Here is a 17,736-nt window from a genome sequence, read left to right as displayed (position 1 = left end):
CAGTCATTAATTGCCATTGAGATGTGCATTTTTTTTCATAATTTTTATGATCGAAGCAGTCATCACATTCAATAATTTTAAAATGAATGGTCAATAAAAAGGCATATCATCAAGATATGCCTTTGAAAGCAGAATAATTTTTTAGCCTGTATTGCGCAGTCCCGCCGCAATTCCGGCAATACTCACCATCAATGCATGATCGACAGGCGTGTTTTCCGCCTGACGTTCAGCCAAGTAGGCGCGGCGGCGCTTCATCAGCTCTGCTTGCAGCAAGTGCAGCGGCAGCAAATAAGGCTTACGCACTTTCATGGACTGATCCAAAACATCATTGCTGCTGAGCAGCTTGGATTCGCCTTTCAGCGCAAGCAGGGTTTGCACTGCATCGCGCAAGCGCTGGCGCAATTCTTCCCCCAGTATTTTTAAGTCTTCATCCTGCGTCAGATGCGATTCATAATACAGGGCCACATGACTGTCCGCTTTTGACAGCACCATTTCCAGCATATCAATGAGCGTCTGGAAATATGGCCATTGCTGCAGCATTTCATCCAGCGTGTCTTTTTGGCCTTGCTGAATCACCTGATTGATGGCAGCGCCTGTACCAAGCCACGCAGGAAGCATTAAGCGGATTTGTGTCCATGCAAACACCCATGGAATTGCGCGCAGCGACTCAATGCCGCCGCTGACTTTGCGTTTGGCTGGGCGAGAACCTAACGGCAGCATCTGCAGTTCAAGCTCAGGGGTTACGGTGCGCAGGTATTTCACAAAATGCGGATTTTCCCGCACGGTTTGACGGTACACCTGCACAGACAAATCCGTCATGCTGTGCATCAGCTTGCGCCATTCCTGTTTAGGGACAGGTGGTGGCAGCAGCGTCGCTTCTAAAGTAGCCGCAGTATAAATTTCTAAATTTTGCAGGGCAATACCTTCTAAACCGAATTTAAAGCGGATCATTTCGCCTTGTTCAGTCACACGGATCGCGCCAGAAATAGACCCCGGCGGCTGTGAAAACAGCGCCTGCTGAGTTGGCGCACCACCGCGGCTGATCGAGCCGCCGCGGCCGTGGAATAAAGTCAGCTGTACGCCGTGCTTTTTCGCCACATCCGTTAATTCTTCCTGTGCGCGGTATTGCGCCCAGTTGGCAGACATAAAGCCGGCATCTTTGGCGGAATCCGAGTAGCCAATCATGACTTCATGCTTGCCTTGAATGTGCTGCTTATACCAATGCATGCTGAACAGAGTCTGCATGGTTGCGGCTGCGCCATCCAAATCTTTTAAGGTTTCAAACAGCGGCACCACTCGCAGCGCCTGCTTAATGCCCGCTTCTTTTTGCAGCAGCAGCACGGCCAGCACATCGCTTGGATATTCCGCCATGGAAATAATATACGCGCCTAAGCTTTCTGGCGGCTGCTGGGCCAGCGTGCGCATTGTTTCAAAAACTTCCTGAACATCTGGATGTTCAATCAGGCTCTGTTTTGGCTCATTTAAATGCTTTGGCAGCAGCGGGCGTTTGCTTTGCAGCTCCTGCAGCAGGAAATTTTGACGCGCCTGCTCCGTCCAGGTTTCAAAATTGCCTAAGCCCAAATATTCCGTAATGGCAGAAATCGCTTGGCGGTGGCGGCCAGACTCCTGACGGATATCCAGTTTCAGCAGTTCAATGCCGAAGCAGTTCACGCGGTGAATAAAGTCCAGCAGTTTACCGTTGGCAATTTCCGGCAGGCCGCAGTCGATCAGTGAGCGGTAGCACAGCAGCAGCGGCTGCAGCAGTTCATCTTTGCTTTGAATGACCTGACTGTCATCGGCATCTTCACCTTTGAGCTTTTGCGCCAGCCAGTAGCGTGTGGCTTTTAAGCGCTGGCGGGTGTCACGCAGATATTCACGGTAGGGTTCAGGGTGAGTTTTGCCCAATGCGCTGAGCAGTTCTGCGCTGCATTGTTCAATGGACAGTTCCCAGCGCAGGTCTTCAATATCACGCACGTATAAATCTGCAGCCTTCCAGCGCGACAGCCACAGCACTTCTTGCGTAACACTGTGAGTCACATTCGGATTTCCGTCACGGTCACCGCCCATCCATGAGGCAAAACGCACTGGGGCAATGGTCAGCGGCAGCGGCTTGCCGCAATGCTCGGATACCATGCCGTCCAACTCACGCATGAATTTTGGCACAGCATTCCACAGCGTCTGCTCAATGGTGGTAAAGCCCCATTTGGCCTCATCAACAGGCGTTGGGCGGTGCTGGCGGATTTCATCTGTTTGCCATGCCGAGCTGACCAGCTGCTTGAGATCGTTTAAAACGGCTTGGCGTTCACGCGGCGTCAGCTTTTGCTGATCAAATTTAAACAGGCAGTCATTAATGCCGTCGTATTTTTGGATTAAGGTGCGGCGGCTGACTTCAGTGGGATGTGCGGTCAGCACCAGTTCAATTTTTAAATCGCAGATTTGCTGATACAGCGCTTCGGCAGAAATGTCGCGCTCTTGGAATTTTTTGAATAAATGATCGAGCGGGTTTGGAGAGGGCGCTTGCGCATCAAACTCGCTCTGACGGCGGCTGCGCACCACGTTGTATTGTTCTGCAATATTGGCAAAGTTTAAAAAGTGCGTGAAAGCGCGGGTCAGCGGCAGTATTTCGTCATCTTCCAGACTTAGAAATAGCTGTTCCAGCTGCTTTTCTGCTTCGGCTTGCCCATCGCGGGCGCCTTTGGCAAGGGCACGAATCTGTTCCACCTGATTAAACAAATCTTGTCCGGCATGCTGCTTTAAGGTTTCGCCCAGCAGGTTGCCAAGTAAGCGGACATCGTCACGTAACGGAGCATCAATTTGTTGAATCATTTTTTGCTTTCTCCAGTTGTTCTGACTTTGACTATACCTTGATTGTATGACAATCCAAGAGGGGCACAGACAAAAGTCGGATTTTGTTTGGCTAGAAAATAGCAAGCTTTGTGCCGATCTAGCCATGGAATGGCTTAGACCTGCAGTGCAGCGGGAGAATTGCGCGCTGAGTTTTAAACTGCAGTGCCGTAGCGCAGCATAAACAGCTCAATACCGCTGTGAATAACCTGCAGGCATTCTTCGGGCTTTGGCACAGCGCGGATGCCCATCAGCACTTCATGATGGCGCATGCCGAGCAGCAGGGAAAACAGCAGCAGTAAATGTTCCCGCGGTGCTGCAGCACGGATGAAATTGAGTCTGACTGCCTGCTCAAAAAAGTTTTCCCATAAATCACTGAGTTTTTGATGCGAGGCATTGTAAAACTGCTGCGCCAGCGGATTATGCTGAGAAGCCAACTCGAGCAGTAAATATTCCATTTTCAAGGCTTCAGGCAAATTGACCAGATTAAGGGTCAATTCACAGGCATGCTGCAGCGCCTGTAGAAAATGACTCTCTTTGCTCAGAACAACAGGGCGGGCATTAATAAAGGAATCGCAGGTTTCAGAAATGGCGCAAGTAAAGAGCGTATCTTTGTCTTGAAAATGGTTGTAGACCGTCAGTTTGGTCACGTCGGCTTTTTGCGCTATTTTATTCATGCTGCAGCCGTCATAGCCGCATTCCAAAAACAGCTCTTTGGCTGCATCTAAAATGCGTTTGCGTTTTTCTAGGTCTTTGGGGCGGCCAGCAGTCATTTGCAAAAAAAATTCCAAAAATGTCATTCAGGTCATTGATTTGATCATAGATCAGCAATTAATGTACCGTGTGGTTTATTAATTAAAAAACAATCAATTTATAATCCACCCATTTTGCCTTAAAAATTACTTCATTATAAGAGCGAGTTTCATGAGCACGATAAAAACCGCTGTGGTCAGCATGATCATTGTCTGCGCGATAACCTTAGCAGGATGCAGCAAGGATGCATCATCAACTGAGCAGGAAGTCCCTTTCGTGATGGTAACGCAGCCCAGCGGCGCGCATGCTGATCAGAAAAGCTATGCTGGCGATGTGCAGGCGCGGCAGCAAACCGCGCTGGCTTTCCGTGTCGGCGGGCAGGTTGTCGAGCGTTATGTAGATGTTGGGGATCAGGTGAGAGTCGGTCAGGTCTTGGCGCGCTTGGATGTAAAAGACGCAGAGCTGCAAAAAGCGTCTAACCGAGCGCAGCTGGAAAGCGCGCAGTCTGCACTGAAAACAGCTGAAGATGAGCTGAAGCGTTTCCAGCAGCTGCTGCCAATCAATGCCGTGAGCCGCTCGCAATATGATGCGGTGGAAAATCAATATAAAAATGCACAGGCAGCGCTCAAACAGGCGCAGTCGGCTTATGACGTCAGCAGCAATCAAACCCAGTATAACCAGCTGACCGCCAATAAAAACGGGGTCATTACCGAACGCAATATAGAAGTCGGGCAGGTGATTGCTGCAGGGCAGCCGGCTTATCAGCTGGCAATCAACGGCGAACGCGAAGTGGTCATTGGCGTGCCGGAACAGGCCATCACTGAAATTAAAGCGGGTCAAAGCGCTAAAGTCACCTTATGGTCTAAGCCAGATCAGCAGTTTGATGCCTATGTGCGCGAGATTTCACCTGCAGCTGACCAGTCACGCACTTACAGCGTGAAAGTGGCATTGCGGGAAGGCCAAGCGCTGATTCAGCTGGGGCAAAGCGCGCGGGTGTTCTTTAGCCATATCCAGCAAGGTCAATTGAATGTGCCGCTGGCCAGTGTGTCTGCGCAAGGTCAGCAGGCCTATGTATTAACAGTCACGTCAGACAATACCGTGCATAAGACCCCTGTCACTTTAGGCGCCTACGGCCGTGACAGCGTGCCGGTGCTCGGTGGTTTAAAAGCGAACGATTATGTGGTGATTGGCGGCGTGCATCTGCTGCGTGAAAAACAGAAGATCCGCCCAATTGACCGTGAAAACCGTCCAGTGACGATTCAGGCTGGGGGCTAAGCATGAACTTCAATCTTTCCGAATGGGCGCTGAAAAATAAGGGCTTGGTCCTGTATTTCATGTTGCTGCTGGGCATCGTCGGCATCGTTTCATATTCCAAGCTGTCGCAAAGTGAAGATCCGCCGTTTACCTTTAAAGTGATGGTGATTCAGACCTATTGGCCGGGCGCCACGGCTAAAGAAGTCTCGCTGCAGGTCACAGACCGCATTGAAAAAGAATTGATGACGACAGGTCAGTATGAACGCATTGTGGCGTATTCGCGTCCAGGCGAGTCCATGGTGACCTTCATGGCCAAAGATTCATTGCGCTCCAAGGACATTCCAGATGTCTGGTATACCGTGCGCAAGAAGGTCAATGATATTAAGCATCAGCTGCCAAGCGGCGTGCAGGGGCCATTTTTTAATGATGAGTTTGGCGATACCTTTGGCAATATTTATGTGCTGACGGGTAAAGATTTTGATTACGCCACGTTAAAAGAATATGCCGACCGCCTGCAGCTGCAATTGCAGCGGGTCAAAGATGTCAGCAAAGTGGATTTGATTGGCCTGCAGGATCAAAAAATTTGGATTGAAATGTCCAATACCAAATTGGCGCAGCTGGGTATTCCTGCCAGCGCCATCCAGCAGGCGCTGCAGCAGCAAAATACCATTGCCAGTGCCGGCTTTTTTGAAACCAATTCAGACCGCATCCAGGTCCGAGCCAGCGGTAATTTGCAAACGGTTGAAGAGCTGAAAAAAATGCCGCTGCTGGTCAATGGTAAAACCATTCAGCTGGGTGATGTTGCAGAGGTTTACCGCGGCTTTAGCGAACCTGCACAGCCGCGCATGCGCTTTATGGCGGAAAATGGCATCGGTATTGCGGTGTCCATGCGTAAAGGCGGCGATATTTTGGCGCTGGGCAAAAATCTGGAAACAGAGTTTGCTTCACTGCAAAAGGCTTTACCGCTGGGCATGAAGCTGCAAAAAGTATCCGATCAGCCAGTTGCCGTGAAACGCAGCGTCAATGAGTTTATGAAAGTGCTGACGGAAGCAGTGATTATTGTGCTGCTGGTGAGCTTTTTCTCTCTAGGTTTCCGTACAGGTTTGGTGGTGGCATTTTCTATTCCGCTGGTGCTGGCGATGACTTTTGCCGGCATGAATCTGTTTGATGTCGGCCTGCATAAAATTTCGCTCGGCGCGCTGATTCTGGCGCTGGGCCTGCTGGTGGATGACGCCATTATTGCGGTGGAAATGATGGCGATTAAGATGGAGCAGGGCTATACGCGGCTGCAGGCCGCGGGCCATGCTTGGCGCACTACCGCATTCCCGATGCTGACTGGCACACTGATTACGGCGGCCGGCTTTTTGCCGATTGCTACGGCCGCCTCTAGTACGGGGGAATATACCCGCTCGATTTTCCAAGTGGTGACCATTGCGCTGATGGTGTCATGGGTGGCCGCGGTACTGTTTGTCCCGTATTTAGGCGACAAACTGCTGCCCGATTTTAATAAAGAACTGATTCAAAAAGCGCCATGGTATCAGCGTTTATGGGCGCGCCTGCGCAAGCAGCCGGAACCTGCGCCGCTGGTGCACCATGCAGGAGAACATCATGATCCGTATCAAACCAAGTTTTATCAGAACTTTAAAAAATGGGTTGATGTCTGCGTAACTTACCGCAAGACGGTGATTGCAGCGACGGTCGGCATTTTTGTGCTGTCGGTATTGATGTTTAAACTGGTGCCGCAGCAGTTCTTCCCGCCATCGAACCGTGCAGAAATCATGGTCGACATTAAGCTGGAAGAGGGCGCATCACTGAAAGCAACCGAGGCGGCTGTGCGCAAAGTGGAAAACTTCCTGTCAAAGCAGGAAGGAATTGATAACTTTGTGGCCTATGTCGGTACAGGTTCACCGCGCTTTTATTTACCGCTGGATCAGCAATTGCCGCAGGCCAGTTTTGCCCAGTTTGTGGTGCTGGCTTCGTCTTTGGATGACCGCAATGAAATCCAGCGCAAACTCAGTGAGCAAATCCGCTTGCTGCTGCCAGAGGCGCGCACCCGTGTAGCGCTGCTGGAAAATGGCCCGCCTGTGGGCTATCCGCTGCAGTTCCGTATCTCGGGTGAAGACTTAGGCCTGGTGCGCGAGTGGGCGCAAAAAGTAGCGGCCAAAATCAGCGCCAATCCCAATACCACCAATGTGCATTTGGATTGGGGCGAGCCGAGCAAAGTAATTAAATTGCAAATCGATCAGGACCGCGCCCGCCAACTGGGGGTCAACACGCTGGATGTGTCCAATTTCCTGAACAGCTCGATTAGCGGCGCGGCCATCAATCAATTCCGTGAAAAGCGCGAGTTGATAGAAATCCGCATGCGCGGTGATGAGGCGGAGCGTGTGGATGTTGCTTCACTGAGCAGTTTGGCTGTGCCGACGGCTTCAGGCGCTACAGTGCCGCTGGCGCAAATTGCAAAAATTGAATACGGCTTTGAAGACGGGCTGATTTGGCACCGCAACCGTTTGCCGACCATTACAGTGCGCGCGGATATCCGCACAAAACTGCAGCCGGCAACGGTAGTGAATGAATTGACTGAGCCTTTAGCTGAATTGCGCAGTCAGCTGCCAAGCGGTTATTTGCTGGAAGTGGGCGGTACGGTAGAAGAATCTGCCCGCGGCCAAACTTCAGTGAATGCAGGCATGCCGATGTTCTTGGCCGTGGTGTTTACATTGCTGATGATTCAGCTGCGCAGCATGTCGCGCACATTTATTGTGTTCTTAACGGCGCCTTTGGGCATTATTGGTGTGGTGCTGTTCCTGCTGTTGTTCAACAAGCCGTTTGGTTTTGTGGCGATGCTGGGCACGATTGCGCTGTCGGGCATGATCATGCGCAACTCTTTAATTTTAATTGATCAGATTGAGCAGGATATTCAAGCAGGGCACGAGCCGTGGAATGCGATTATTGACGCTACAGTGCGCCGCTGCCGCCCAATTGTGCTGACGGCGCTGGCTGCGGTACTGGCGATGATTCCGCTGTCGCGCAGTATCTTTTTCGGTCCGATGGCGGTTGCCATTATGGGCGGTTTGATCGTGGCGACGCTATTAACCCTGTTTTTCTTGCCGGCATTGTATGCGCAATGGTTTAAGGTTAAAAAAAATCAGCATAATGCGTAAAAGTTTCATAAAATTGGGTGCGAAATATTGTTTTTTTCAATATAGTAGCACTTAATCTTTATTGATAATTTTAATAAGTATTTCGCGGCGTGCATTGATGGATCACTGGGCGCTGGGTATGGGGTTAAATCAAACATGACGACAGACAATCTAACCAAGTATCGCCGCTATCTCGCGATTTCTTATGTCTTCATGTTTTTGGCGCTGTTTACCGTAGTCAGCAGTATTTTTGCCTATTGGTTTGCACGAAAAGTCACACAATTAGATTCTGCCGAAGTTTGGATGCAGGCGCAGGCTTTATGGGTGGTGCGCACCATCACCATTTATATTATTTTGGCCTGTTTTGCTGCCTTGTGGTTTATTCCATTATTTTTCTATTACTGGGACACCTATTTATGGGTGACAGGCTGCACGGTCGCAGGTGTCATATTTTCCTGTATCGCCTTTCTGTATTTACTCAATGCCTGGATTAAAGGCATCACTAAATTTTTCAAAAATAAAGCGGTTTTCTAAATCCGCAGAATTTTTTTCAAGCTATCCCCTTGTAAAAGACGGTATGACCCCAATTTCATACCGCAGTTGAGTGTTAATTGAATTCCGTGAGGAGCATCGCCAGACATGGCTAAACGTGATTATTATGAGGTTTTGGGTGTCGCTAAAACCGCTAGTGATGATGAAATCAAAAAAGCCTACCGTAAGTTGGCGATGAAATTCCATCCAGACCGCAACCCAGACAACCCAGAAGCTGAAGATAAATTTAAAGAAGCTTCAGAAGCCTATGAAGTGCTGTCTGACAGCGAAAAGCGCAGCATGTATGACCGCATGGGCCATCAAGCCTTTGAAGGCGGCATGGGCGGTGCAGGCGGCGGCTTTGGCGGCTTCAGCGCAGAAGATATTTTCAGCCAGTTCGGCGATATCTTTGGCGGCGCATTTGGCGGCGGTGGAGGCCGTGGGCAGCAGCGCGCGCGCCGTGGTTCGGACTTACGCTATGTGATGGAGCTGACGCTTGAAGAAGCGGTGAAAGGCGTGAAGAAAACCATTACCTTTACTGCGCCAGCGCCATGTGATGTGTGTGACGGCAAAGGGTCTAAAAACCCGAATGATGTCGAAACCTGTAAAACTTGTCATGGCGCGGGTCAAGTGCGCATGCAGCAAGGTTTCTTCTCCGTGCAGCAAACCTGCGGTACGTGCCGCGGTCAAGGTAAAATCATCAAGAACCCTTGTACGAAATGCCATGGTTCAGGTGTGTCTGACCGTCAGCAAACGCTTGAAGTGACCATTCCTGCGGGTGTGGACAATGGCGACCGTGTTCGTTTAAGTGGTAAAGGCGAAGCGATCCGTGATGGCCAGTCTGGTGACTTATACGTAGAAGTGGTGGTGCGTGAGCACGAAATCTTCCAGCGTGATGGTGCAGATCTCTATATGGATGTGCCTGTAAGCATTGCAGATGCTGCTTTGGGTAAAGAAATTCAGATCCCGACCTTGGACGGCCGTGTGAGCCTGAAAATTCCAGAAGGTACACAAACAGGTAAACTGTTCCGCTTGCGCGGTAAGGGTGTAAAACCTGTCCGTACCAGCATGCAGGGCGATTTACTTTGCCGCATTGTGGTGGAAACACCTGTGCATTTGACTGCACGCCAGCGTGAACTGCTGAAAGAGTTGCAGGAAACTATGGATGGTGAAGACAGCAAATCATCACCAAAGAAAAAATCATTTTTTGGCCTATTTGATTAATCATTTGAATACGCCATAAAAAATAGCCTGCATTTGCAGGCTATTTTTTTGGATGCTTTATTGGCAGCGCATTTATTTTGCAGGCATTTCTTTGATTAAGTCTTCATAGCTTAATTCAAATTTTTGAATGGTTTTCATGCGTTGCAGTTGATGCAGCGCTTCGGTTTTTTGACCGTTGTAGGCCAGCATCTTGGCGTATTTAATGAAGTTGTATTTGGTTGGATAGCTGCGCACCAGTTTGCCAGCATCATCCAGTTCAGTTTGTGTCATGTGCTGATAAGGATTCATGCGGATAAAGTTAATTCGATGATCAAACTCGGTCAGCAGCAAGATACGGTCATCACGGGTGATTTTCTCTGGGGTTTTTTCATAGCGCGCAGTTTGGTCCAGTTTAGGCACCAGCACATCATAATCGCGGTAAATTATAGCCAGCAAAATCAGACCTATTACAAACACACAGCGCAGAACAATAGGCGGTAGGCTAAATACTGCTGTATCCGATTTTTGCGCAAGAATGATGCCTATCACAAAGCCCATTGGTAATAAGAAATACGCATAGTTTTGCGGAAATTCCAGCATGGCATGGATGACAAAAATCCCCACCATTAACAAACCCACGACTGCAGCTGCAGATTGCGCACGCTTATGCAGCACAATGCCTAAGTAGCCGAAGTAAGCGAAAAATGGCACAGCAACCACGGCGCCATTCCACAGCAGAAAATCTAAAATGAAATTATGCGCACTGCGCACCCAGACAGGGCCAGGGAAAGTATCTGAAATACTGACAAATGCAGTACTGGTTTGATACCAGCCGTAGCCAAACCACGGCTGCGCTGCAACAGCATGCGCCATTTGCTGCCAGATGGCCAAACGCGACATATCGCCGCCCGCGCGCTGCACGACATCACGGCTTTTAATCATGTCCATGCCAGATGCTTCGGTCAGCCATTTGCTGATTTCAGGCAGGCAAAGAATCAGTCCCACAAAGCAGATCAGCCAAATGAGGCTATAGCGCCAAGGCAGGCGGATCACATGGCGGTACTGCTGATAAGACAGATACAGCAGAATGGCAATGCAGGCCACCCATGAGGTGCGGGATTGGCTCAGCGCAACGCCAATGAGCATCGGCAGTGCGGCCAATACCAGCCATTTGGTTGATAGGGCTTTCTTTTCATACAAATACAGGCAGGCCAGCAAAGACATGAGCAAAAAGGTGCCCATATTGTTTGGCTGTGCAAAATTGGCAAAAGGACGGGTCGTACCGCTGATGTTCATCATCATAAAGCTGAGTGACGCATCAAAATTCAGCCATTGGCAAATGGCCACCAGTCCTGTAGCCACGCCGCCCGCCACAAAGGTATAGCTTAAATAGGTGAAGGTTTTGTCACGGCTGGCCTGATCCGCGCTTAAACTGTAGCCCAGTGCAATAGCCAGCCAGAATGAAAAGACATACAGAAACCCAAGCAGGGCAATGCTGAAGTAATAAACGTGGCCAAAGGCGAATTGCAGCAAAGGCACCAGCGCCAGCGCAAAAATAGGCAGGGCTATTTTGGGCAGCAGCAGTTTCTGCTTGAGACATGCTGCAGAGACGGCAAACAGCGCAAAGAATGCGTAAAGCTCGCCCAAATAGGTTGCCCAAGGCCGGTAATGAATAGGATGCAGCCATGCAATAAACATAAAAATTGCAGCAAGCGCAAACAGGAAATTTCTCATGCCTGATCATCGTGAAAAAAACCCGCCTATGATACATCGAAAACTCTGGATATAAAAAAAGCGCTGCAAGGGATACACACTTGATAAATCACAGCGTGATGTGCCGCGCATTTTGATAAATTTTTTATCTGTTGAACTTAGTCTCGTTCAGGAGTTTTGCTATAGTAAGAGCAATTTCGAATCAGCATTAGGAAAATGTTATGTCAGCAAACCCGCGCATTGGTGTATTAGGTGCAGGCGGCCGTATGGGACGCATTTTAATTCAGGCAGTACAGCAGGCTGGCTACCAATTGGCGGCAGCGGTAGAGCGTCCAGAAAGCAGTTTGGTCGGCGCGGACGCTGGTGAGCTGGCAGGCATTGGCGCAATTGGTGTAAAAGTTGTTGGCGGCTTAGAACACGTATTACAAGACTGCGATGTGGTGATTGATTTCACTGCGCCGGCTGCAACTGCACATCATCTTGAGCTATGCCGTAAAGCGGGCGTTGCGATTGTGATTGGCACAACAGGTATGAATGATGAGCAAAAAGCATATTTAGATGCATCTGCTCAGGAAACGCCAGTGGTTTATGCAGCCAACTATTCAGTGGGTGTAAACGTTTCGATTAAACTTTTGGAACTGGCATCTAAAGTTTTTGGCGATACCGTTGATATTGAAATTGTCGAAGCGCATCACCGTCATAAAGTCGATGCACCGTCTGGCACAGCATTAATGATGGGTGAGGCGATTGCAGAAACTTTAGGCCGCGACTTGAAGCAAGATGCAGTGTATTGCCGTGAAGGTCATACTGGGCCGCGTGAACGTCAAAGCATTGGTTTTCAAACCATCCGCGGCGGTGACATTGTCGGTGAACATACAGCAATGTTTATTGGCGAAGGCGAACGTGTAGAAATTACCCATAAAGCCACCAACCGCATGAACTTCGCAGCTGGCGCAGTACGTGCCGCAGCTTGGGTTGTGGGCCGTGATGCACGTAAATATGACATGAAAGATGTACTTGGATTTAACGATATTCAAGTATAAAACTCAGTCAAAATCCGCTATAAAAAATAGAAAACTAAAATAAGACGAATAATGGAATGAAAAAACTGATTTTGCTGGCTTGCGCCGCCGCGCTCAGCGCTGCGGTGCAGGCTGTACCTGCAGAAGGTGCACCTAAACTCAGCTTGAACAAAAATAATATTAAGGTCTGGACCTATCAGGACAGTCAAAACCCAGTGATGATGTACAAAGCCGAAACGACAATGAATGCGTCCATTGAACAGGCGGCGGCACTGGTTTTAAATATTGATCATGCTGTGGATTGGGTGCCGTTTTTGAGTCAAATGAAACTGCTGTCCCGTGATGATAAGAAAGGCGAGTTCCTGCTGTATATGGTGCTGGATTTTCCCTTTCCGCTTAAAGACCGCGATTTAGTTGTGCAGGGCAAAATGTCCAAAGATGCGCAAGGCGTGATCACCATTCAAAATAAGGCCTTAAAAAAAGGTTATCCGCTGAACAGCAATTATGTGCGTTTAACCCAGTACGAGGGCGATTGGTCTTTTCAAGAATTGGGTCCGCAAAAAGTTAAAGTCTCGACTTCAGGCTATGCCAATCCAGAAGGCTCCATTCCGCTCTCAGTGGTGAACTTGTTTGTACAGCAGCAGCCTTATCAAATGCTGCAGAAAATGAAAGCAGAATTGGCAAGGCCGCAAGCGCAATCTGTGCTGCCTGCTGTTCTAAAATAGCCGTATCCAAGCGGTTCAGCCCTATTCAGGCTGAACGTGCTGCTGACTGGGCAGATGATACGCCGTCATGGTTTTCAGCTGCATCGGTTCGGGCAGTTCAATGCTTAACTGCGCGATTGCATTGCCGTGCTGCGGATCAGATAGTTTCAGCTGAAACTGGCGTGCGGACAGCTGTTCACAAGCAAAGCGCAGTTTCTGCTGATACGGCAGCAAATTTATATTGTTTGAGCTTTGCGCCCTATAGATATATAAACGCTGGCTCGATGCACTGTAGAGCGTGGGCTGAACTTTCCATAACTGATAATGTGTCAGTTTTTGAGATTTTAAAAATCCATCAATTAATGCGCTGCAGATAAAATTCTGTTGCTGTGCTATGGCATTCGGCTTTTGAGGCTGGCAGGCCAAAAGGCATAAGCTCAGGCTGCATAGAGCGAAAGTCATTGTTATTGTTTTCATGAATTTCTCCTGTATCTGATTGAAAAACTGTACAGAAAGCTTAAATATGTTAGTGTTTTGGGTACAGATACAGTAAATATAAAAAAAAGGGTACAGATATGGTCTTTCAATATCAGCTGCTGGCGCAGCAGCTGATGCAGAAAATACAGGCGGGGGAAATAGCGGCAGGCCAGCGTCTGCCTTCACTGCGCCAGTTTTCGCAGCAGCAGAAGATCAGCCTGAATACCGCAAAAAGCTGTTATGAACTGCTGGAAGCGCAGGGACTGATTTATGTGAAAGTCAAATCTGGCTATTTTGTCCAGCTGCAGGTGCCATCTTCAGGCTGTGCGATTGAGGCGCCGGAGCATCCTGATTTTCAATCGAAAATGCGTGAGGTTTCTAATTTAGGGCTGCAAATAGAAATTCATGAGGCGGCAATCAACAGCAAGCTGATTCATTTGGGTTCAATTCAGCTTTCTCCTAATTTGGTTCCCGCGAAAGCACTCACCCGGTCCATTCAGCGCGCATTAAAATACAGCAAGCCTGAAGATTTTCTCTACAGTGACCGTCAGGGCCATATTCGTCTGCGTGAAGCCTTGTCTGCACATTGGGCTGAAGATGGCTTTCATATTGCACCAGAACAGATTTATGTCAGCAATGGCTGCATGCCGACGCTGGCGGTGATGATCCAGAGCTTGACCAATGAGGGAGATGGTGTAATTGTGCCGACCCCGAATTATAATGGCCAGCTGCAGATGCTCGCGCTGCTGAAGCGGAAAATGGTGGAAATTCCAGCCAATACGGAAGGCTTTGACCTTGTTCGGCTGGAGCAGGCCATGCGGGATTCAGGCGCTAAAGTATGCCTATTAACTGCAAATTTTCAAAATCCGCTGGGCTTTTGCCTGAGCAATGCAGACAAAGAAAAAATTGCCCAGCTGGCAGCCAAATATCAATGCTATGTGATTGAAGATGACATTTATGCCGAATGCAGCTTCAGCACCCAGCGGCCGCTGCCGATTCAGTATTGGGATCATCAAGGCTATGTGGTGTACTGCGGCTCGGTATCTAAGTCTTTATCGCCATCTTACCGGCTGGGCTGGTTTTGCCTGCCTGCGCGCCTAAAGCCTATGCATGCACACATGATTCTGCGCAATGTCTCGGTGAATACGCCTTTACAGCTGGGGCTGGCGGATTTTATTTTCAGCAGGGCATATCGCCAGCATTTATCAGCGCTGCGCCCTAAACTTCAGCTGCAGGTGCAGCAGTACCGCCAGTTTATCGCACAGGCTTTTCATGGCATTGATTTTCGTCTGAATCATCCGCAGGGCAATTATGCAATGTGGCTGCAGTTTCCTGATCAGATCAACAGTTTGGCGCTGTATTATTTTGCAGCTGAGCAGGGCATTAATATTATCCCAGGAATTTTGTTCGGTGAAGACAGCCGCTATAACAACTGCATCCGGTTAAATGCCGGGCATGAATTATCTGTAGAAATTCAGCAGGCAATCCTGCTGCTGGCGGATTGGGTCAGGGCGCAGCTGGAGAGTCAATCTGCTGCCTGAAGAACTTTTTGAAAGGATTGCCGTATTCCTTGCTGCTGAAAAAAGCCTGCTGGAGCAGCAGGCTTTTTGAGTGTTTATTTTCGCAGCTTAAAAATCCGCTTTCAGCACCACGCGGTAACGGACATTGCCTGAATGCAGGCGTTCAATGGCCTCATTAATTTGCGACATTGGAAACAGTTCAATCTGCGGCGCAATATTTTTTCGTGCTGCAAATTTCAACAGCTGGCGCAGGGCAGCAGGTGAGCCTGTCGGTGAACCTGTGACGGACTTAGCGCCGCTGATAAGCGCGCCCGCAGGAATCTGCATTGGCTCCAGCGCCATGCCAAGCATATGAATGGTGCCATTGGGCGCTAAAGCAGATAGATAAGCCTGCCAGTTCAAGGTCACATTCACTGTGCTGAGCAGCAGGTCAAATTTGCCGCGCTGCGCTTTCAGCGCATCCGTATCACGGCTGCTGACCACATGGTCAGCGCCCATGGCTTTGAGTTCTTCGGTTTTATCTAAGCTGGATGTAAAAGCGGTAATTTCACAGCCCCAAGCTTTGAGCAGCTTAATAGCCATATGGCCAAGCCCGCCAATGCCGATGACACCAACATGGTGAATGGCCTGAATCTCATGTTTTAAGATTGGATCAAATACCGTAATTCCGCCGCAGAGCAAGGGCCCAGCAGATTCAGGGTCTAAATCCTCCGGCAGCGGAATAGCCCATTGCCAGCCGGCGCGGACTTTATCGGCAAAGCCGCCTGCATGGCCAACGATGGTTGGCGTTTTGCCGCCCGTACATTGCACTTGCTGTCCAGCAATGCAAGGGTCGCAATGCTGGCAGCTTTCTGCTGTCCAGCCAATCCCAACACGCTGGCCTAATTTTAAGCCTTTTGCTTCAGACCCTAGCTGTGTAATTGTGCCGATAATTTCATGACCCGCAACGACAGGATAAACCGAAGATTTCCAGTCATTATTGATGACGGACAAGTCTGAATGGCATAGGCCGCAATATTCAACCTTGACTTCAATTTGGTGCGCAAGCAATTCACCTGCATCAAATTGATAGGCTTGCAATGCTTCACCCGCTTGCATGGCGGCGTAGGCATGGATGGTATTGTCACTCATCTTAGAATTCCTTTTTTATAGTGCTTGCGTGCTTGAATGCGCAATGGTTTTCATGATCATTGACCATGCCGACAGCCTGCATAAATGCATAGCAGATGGTCGGTCCAACAAATTTGAAGCCTTTCTTTTTCAGTGTTCTAGACATGTGCTGGCTTTCAGCGGTCTGCGGCGGCGCGATGCGGTAGTCTGGCACGTCATTATGGATTATTTTTTGCTGTGTAAAGGACCAAAGGAATTCAACGGGATTGATGCCGTCCTGTTTCAGCTGCAGCCAAGCCTGAGCATTGCTGCGGATGGCTTTAAGTTTGCCGATATGCCGAATGATACTGGTGTCTTGCACAATGTCTGCTAAGGCTTCATCGCTGAGCTGAGCAATATCTTTGATACTGTGCTGAAAAAAATGCTGCCGATAGGCCTCGCGCTTTTTTAAAACCGTAATCCACGACAGTCCAGCCTGCTGTCCTTCCAAACACAGCATTTCAAATAAATGCGCCTCATCGTGTACAGGGCGTCCCCATTCCAAATCATGATAAGCAATATAAAGCGGATCACTGGAGCACCAGCCGCAGCGTTGAGTTGTCATGTTGAGGCTCCAGAAAGGCGAGATTAGAGCTGGAAGGCAGTCCATTGGTCAGCTTTGTTATCCCAATAAAATAATTCCGCCTGCGGTAAATCTGTAAATTGGATCCAAACATCTTTGCCGGCTTTGTCGGCATAGCCTGTGCTGATCAGCAGGGCTTCTTCGGTAATTTCCATAATCCAGCCTTGATGGTTTTGCCCAGCTAAGACTATTTTTTGCTGATTGCCTGATTCAGCAAATTCGACTAGACGGTTGATCAATGCTTCTGACATGAATATTTCCTAAAATTAACGTAAATATGGGTATGGGTTGACTGCACCGCGTCCTTTGCCGTTAAGGTAAATGCCGTAATGCAGGTGCGGAGCGGTGCTGCGCGCATTGCCTGTATTGCCGACATAGCCGATCAGATCACCTTTTTTAATGCGGTCACCGACATTCAGGCCGCGTTTGTGACCGTCTAAATGCGCATAGTAATGCCATGATCCGCCAGGTCCCATCACCCAAATCACTTTACCACCCAAATTGTTATTGCGTAAGTCTGCGATCAGGCCTTCAGTTGCGCTGTACACTTTTGTTCCACGTGGAGCCAGAATATCAATGCCTTCATGGCTGCGGCCTTGACTGCGTGAGGCGCCCCAGGTGTCTTTCAGTATCTTGCGCGGCACATCTGCCACAGGCACAGGCAATGTGCTGGAAAGACGCATAGATTTGAGCTTTTGAACCTGATCTGCAGGGAGGGTGGATGACGGCGGGCGTTTTGGCGCAGTGGTGCAGGCAGCCAGTAAGATGATTTGAAATCCAGCAATAAACAGGGCAATCAAGCGAAGCACACACATTTCCTTCTATGTTTATTTTCAGCTGCCT

The 17,736-nt window shown here is 49.2% G+C and carries 15 protein-coding genes; 7 read left to right on the top strand and 8 right to left on the bottom strand.

Annotation, left to right across the window (positions count from 1 at the left end; all coding sequences use genetic code 11):
* Nucleotides 1-141: 141 nt before the first annotated feature.
* Nucleotides 142-2,826, bottom strand: a complete 2,685-nt coding sequence (gene ppc, locus B9T34_RS15180; RefSeq protein WP_086213968.1) for a phosphoenolpyruvate carboxylase — start codon at nt 2,824-2,826, stop codon at nt 142-144.
* 173 nt (nt 2,827-2,999) lie between these two features.
* Complete coding sequence (locus B9T34_RS15175; protein WP_086213997.1) at nt 3,000-3,617, bottom strand: TetR/AcrR family transcriptional regulator; 618 nt, start codon at nt 3,615-3,617, stop codon at nt 3,000-3,002.
* Between the two features lie 151 nt (nt 3,618-3,768).
* Here B9T34_RS15175 and B9T34_RS15170 point away from each other — a divergent pair, with 151 nt between their 5' ends.
* The 4 genes from B9T34_RS15170 to dnaJ all read left to right on the top strand — a co-directional run bounded on the left by B9T34_RS15170 (nt 3,769) and on the right by dnaJ (nt 9,746).
* Nucleotides 3,769-4,872 carry an efflux RND transporter periplasmic adaptor subunit gene (locus B9T34_RS15170; protein ID WP_086213967.1) on the top strand — a complete coding sequence of 368 codons (1,104 nt, stop codon included), beginning with the start codon at nt 3,769-3,771 and terminating at the stop codon, nt 4,870-4,872.
* 2 nt (nt 4,873-4,874) lie between these two features.
* Nucleotides 4,875-8,012, top strand: coding sequence for an efflux RND transporter permease subunit (locus B9T34_RS15165; protein ID WP_086213966.1), 3,138 nt, complete (start codon nt 4,875-4,877; stop codon nt 8,010-8,012).
* 135 nt (nt 8,013-8,147) lie between these two features.
* Nucleotides 8,148-8,525, top strand: coding sequence for a hypothetical protein (locus B9T34_RS15160; protein ID WP_086213965.1), 378 nt, complete (start codon nt 8,148-8,150; stop codon nt 8,523-8,525).
* 105 nt (nt 8,526-8,630) lie between these two features.
* Nucleotides 8,631-9,746: a molecular chaperone DnaJ gene (gene dnaJ / locus B9T34_RS15155; RefSeq protein WP_086213964.1), complete on the top strand. Its 1,116-nt coding sequence runs from the start codon at nt 8,631-8,633 to the stop codon at nt 9,744-9,746.
* A 72-nt stretch (nt 9,747-9,818) separates the two neighbouring features.
* Here the strand turns inward: dnaJ and B9T34_RS15150 are convergent, their stop codons facing one another.
* Complete coding sequence (locus tag B9T34_RS15150) at nt 9,819-11,459, bottom strand: PglL family O-oligosaccharyltransferase (RefSeq protein ID WP_086213963.1); 1,641 nt, start codon at nt 11,457-11,459, stop codon at nt 9,819-9,821.
* A 200-nt stretch (nt 11,460-11,659) separates the two neighbouring features.
* Between B9T34_RS15150 and dapB the strand changes: the two genes are divergently transcribed.
* Together dapB and B9T34_RS15140 are read left to right on the top strand one after the other, a co-directional pair.
* On the top strand, nt 11,660-12,481 hold the full coding sequence (gene dapB / locus B9T34_RS15145; protein ID WP_086213962.1) for a 4-hydroxy-tetrahydrodipicolinate reductase: 822 nt from the start codon (nt 11,660-11,662) through the stop codon (nt 12,479-12,481).
* Between the two features lie 56 nt (nt 12,482-12,537).
* Nucleotides 12,538-13,185: an START domain-containing protein gene (locus B9T34_RS15140; protein WP_086213961.1), complete on the top strand. Its 648-nt coding sequence runs from the start codon at nt 12,538-12,540 to the stop codon at nt 13,183-13,185.
* A gap of 21 nt (nt 13,186-13,206) precedes the next feature.
* Here B9T34_RS15140 and B9T34_RS15135 read toward each other — a convergent pair whose 3' ends face one another.
* Nucleotides 13,207-13,641 carry a hypothetical protein gene (locus B9T34_RS15135; RefSeq protein WP_086213960.1) on the bottom strand — a complete coding sequence of 145 codons (435 nt, stop codon included), beginning with the start codon at nt 13,639-13,641 and terminating at the stop codon, nt 13,207-13,209.
* A 98-nt stretch (nt 13,642-13,739) separates the two neighbouring features.
* Here B9T34_RS15135 and B9T34_RS15130 point away from each other — a divergent pair, with 98 nt between their 5' ends.
* Nucleotides 13,740-15,182, top strand: a complete 1,443-nt coding sequence (locus B9T34_RS15130) for a PLP-dependent aminotransferase family protein (RefSeq protein ID WP_086213959.1) — start codon at nt 13,740-13,742, stop codon at nt 15,180-15,182.
* 87 nt (nt 15,183-15,269) lie between these two features.
* Here the strand turns inward: B9T34_RS15130 and ahr are convergent, their stop codons facing one another.
* Genes ahr through B9T34_RS15110 form a run of 4 tightly spaced genes read right to left on the bottom strand, consistent with a single transcriptional unit; the run spans nt 15,270 to nt 17,708 of the window.
* Nucleotides 15,270-16,292 carry an NADPH-dependent aldehyde reductase Ahr gene (gene ahr, locus B9T34_RS15125; RefSeq protein ID WP_086213958.1) on the bottom strand — a complete coding sequence of 341 codons (1,023 nt, stop codon included), beginning with the start codon at nt 16,290-16,292 and terminating at the stop codon, nt 15,270-15,272.
* A 1-nt stretch (nt 16,293) separates the two neighbouring features.
* Nucleotides 16,294-16,875 carry a DNA-3-methyladenine glycosylase I gene (locus B9T34_RS15120; protein WP_086213957.1) on the bottom strand — a complete coding sequence of 194 codons (582 nt, stop codon included), beginning with the start codon at nt 16,873-16,875 and terminating at the stop codon, nt 16,294-16,296.
* Between the two features lie 23 nt (nt 16,876-16,898).
* On the bottom strand, nt 16,899-17,144 hold the full coding sequence (locus tag B9T34_RS15115) for a hypothetical protein (RefSeq protein ID WP_086213956.1): 246 nt from the start codon (nt 17,142-17,144) through the stop codon (nt 16,899-16,901).
* A gap of 15 nt (nt 17,145-17,159) precedes the next feature.
* Nucleotides 17,160-17,708, bottom strand: a complete 549-nt coding sequence (locus tag B9T34_RS15110; RefSeq protein WP_416202721.1) for a M23 family metallopeptidase — start codon at nt 17,706-17,708, stop codon at nt 17,160-17,162.
* Nucleotides 17,709-17,736 lie beyond the last annotated feature (28 nt).

Source organism: Acinetobacter sp. ANC 3813 (genome assembly GCF_002135435.1).
GTDB lineage: Bacteria > Pseudomonadota > Gammaproteobacteria > Pseudomonadales > Moraxellaceae > Acinetobacter.
Note: the sequence above shows the minus strand (reverse complement) of the source record. Positions and strands in the feature narration are given on the sequence as shown.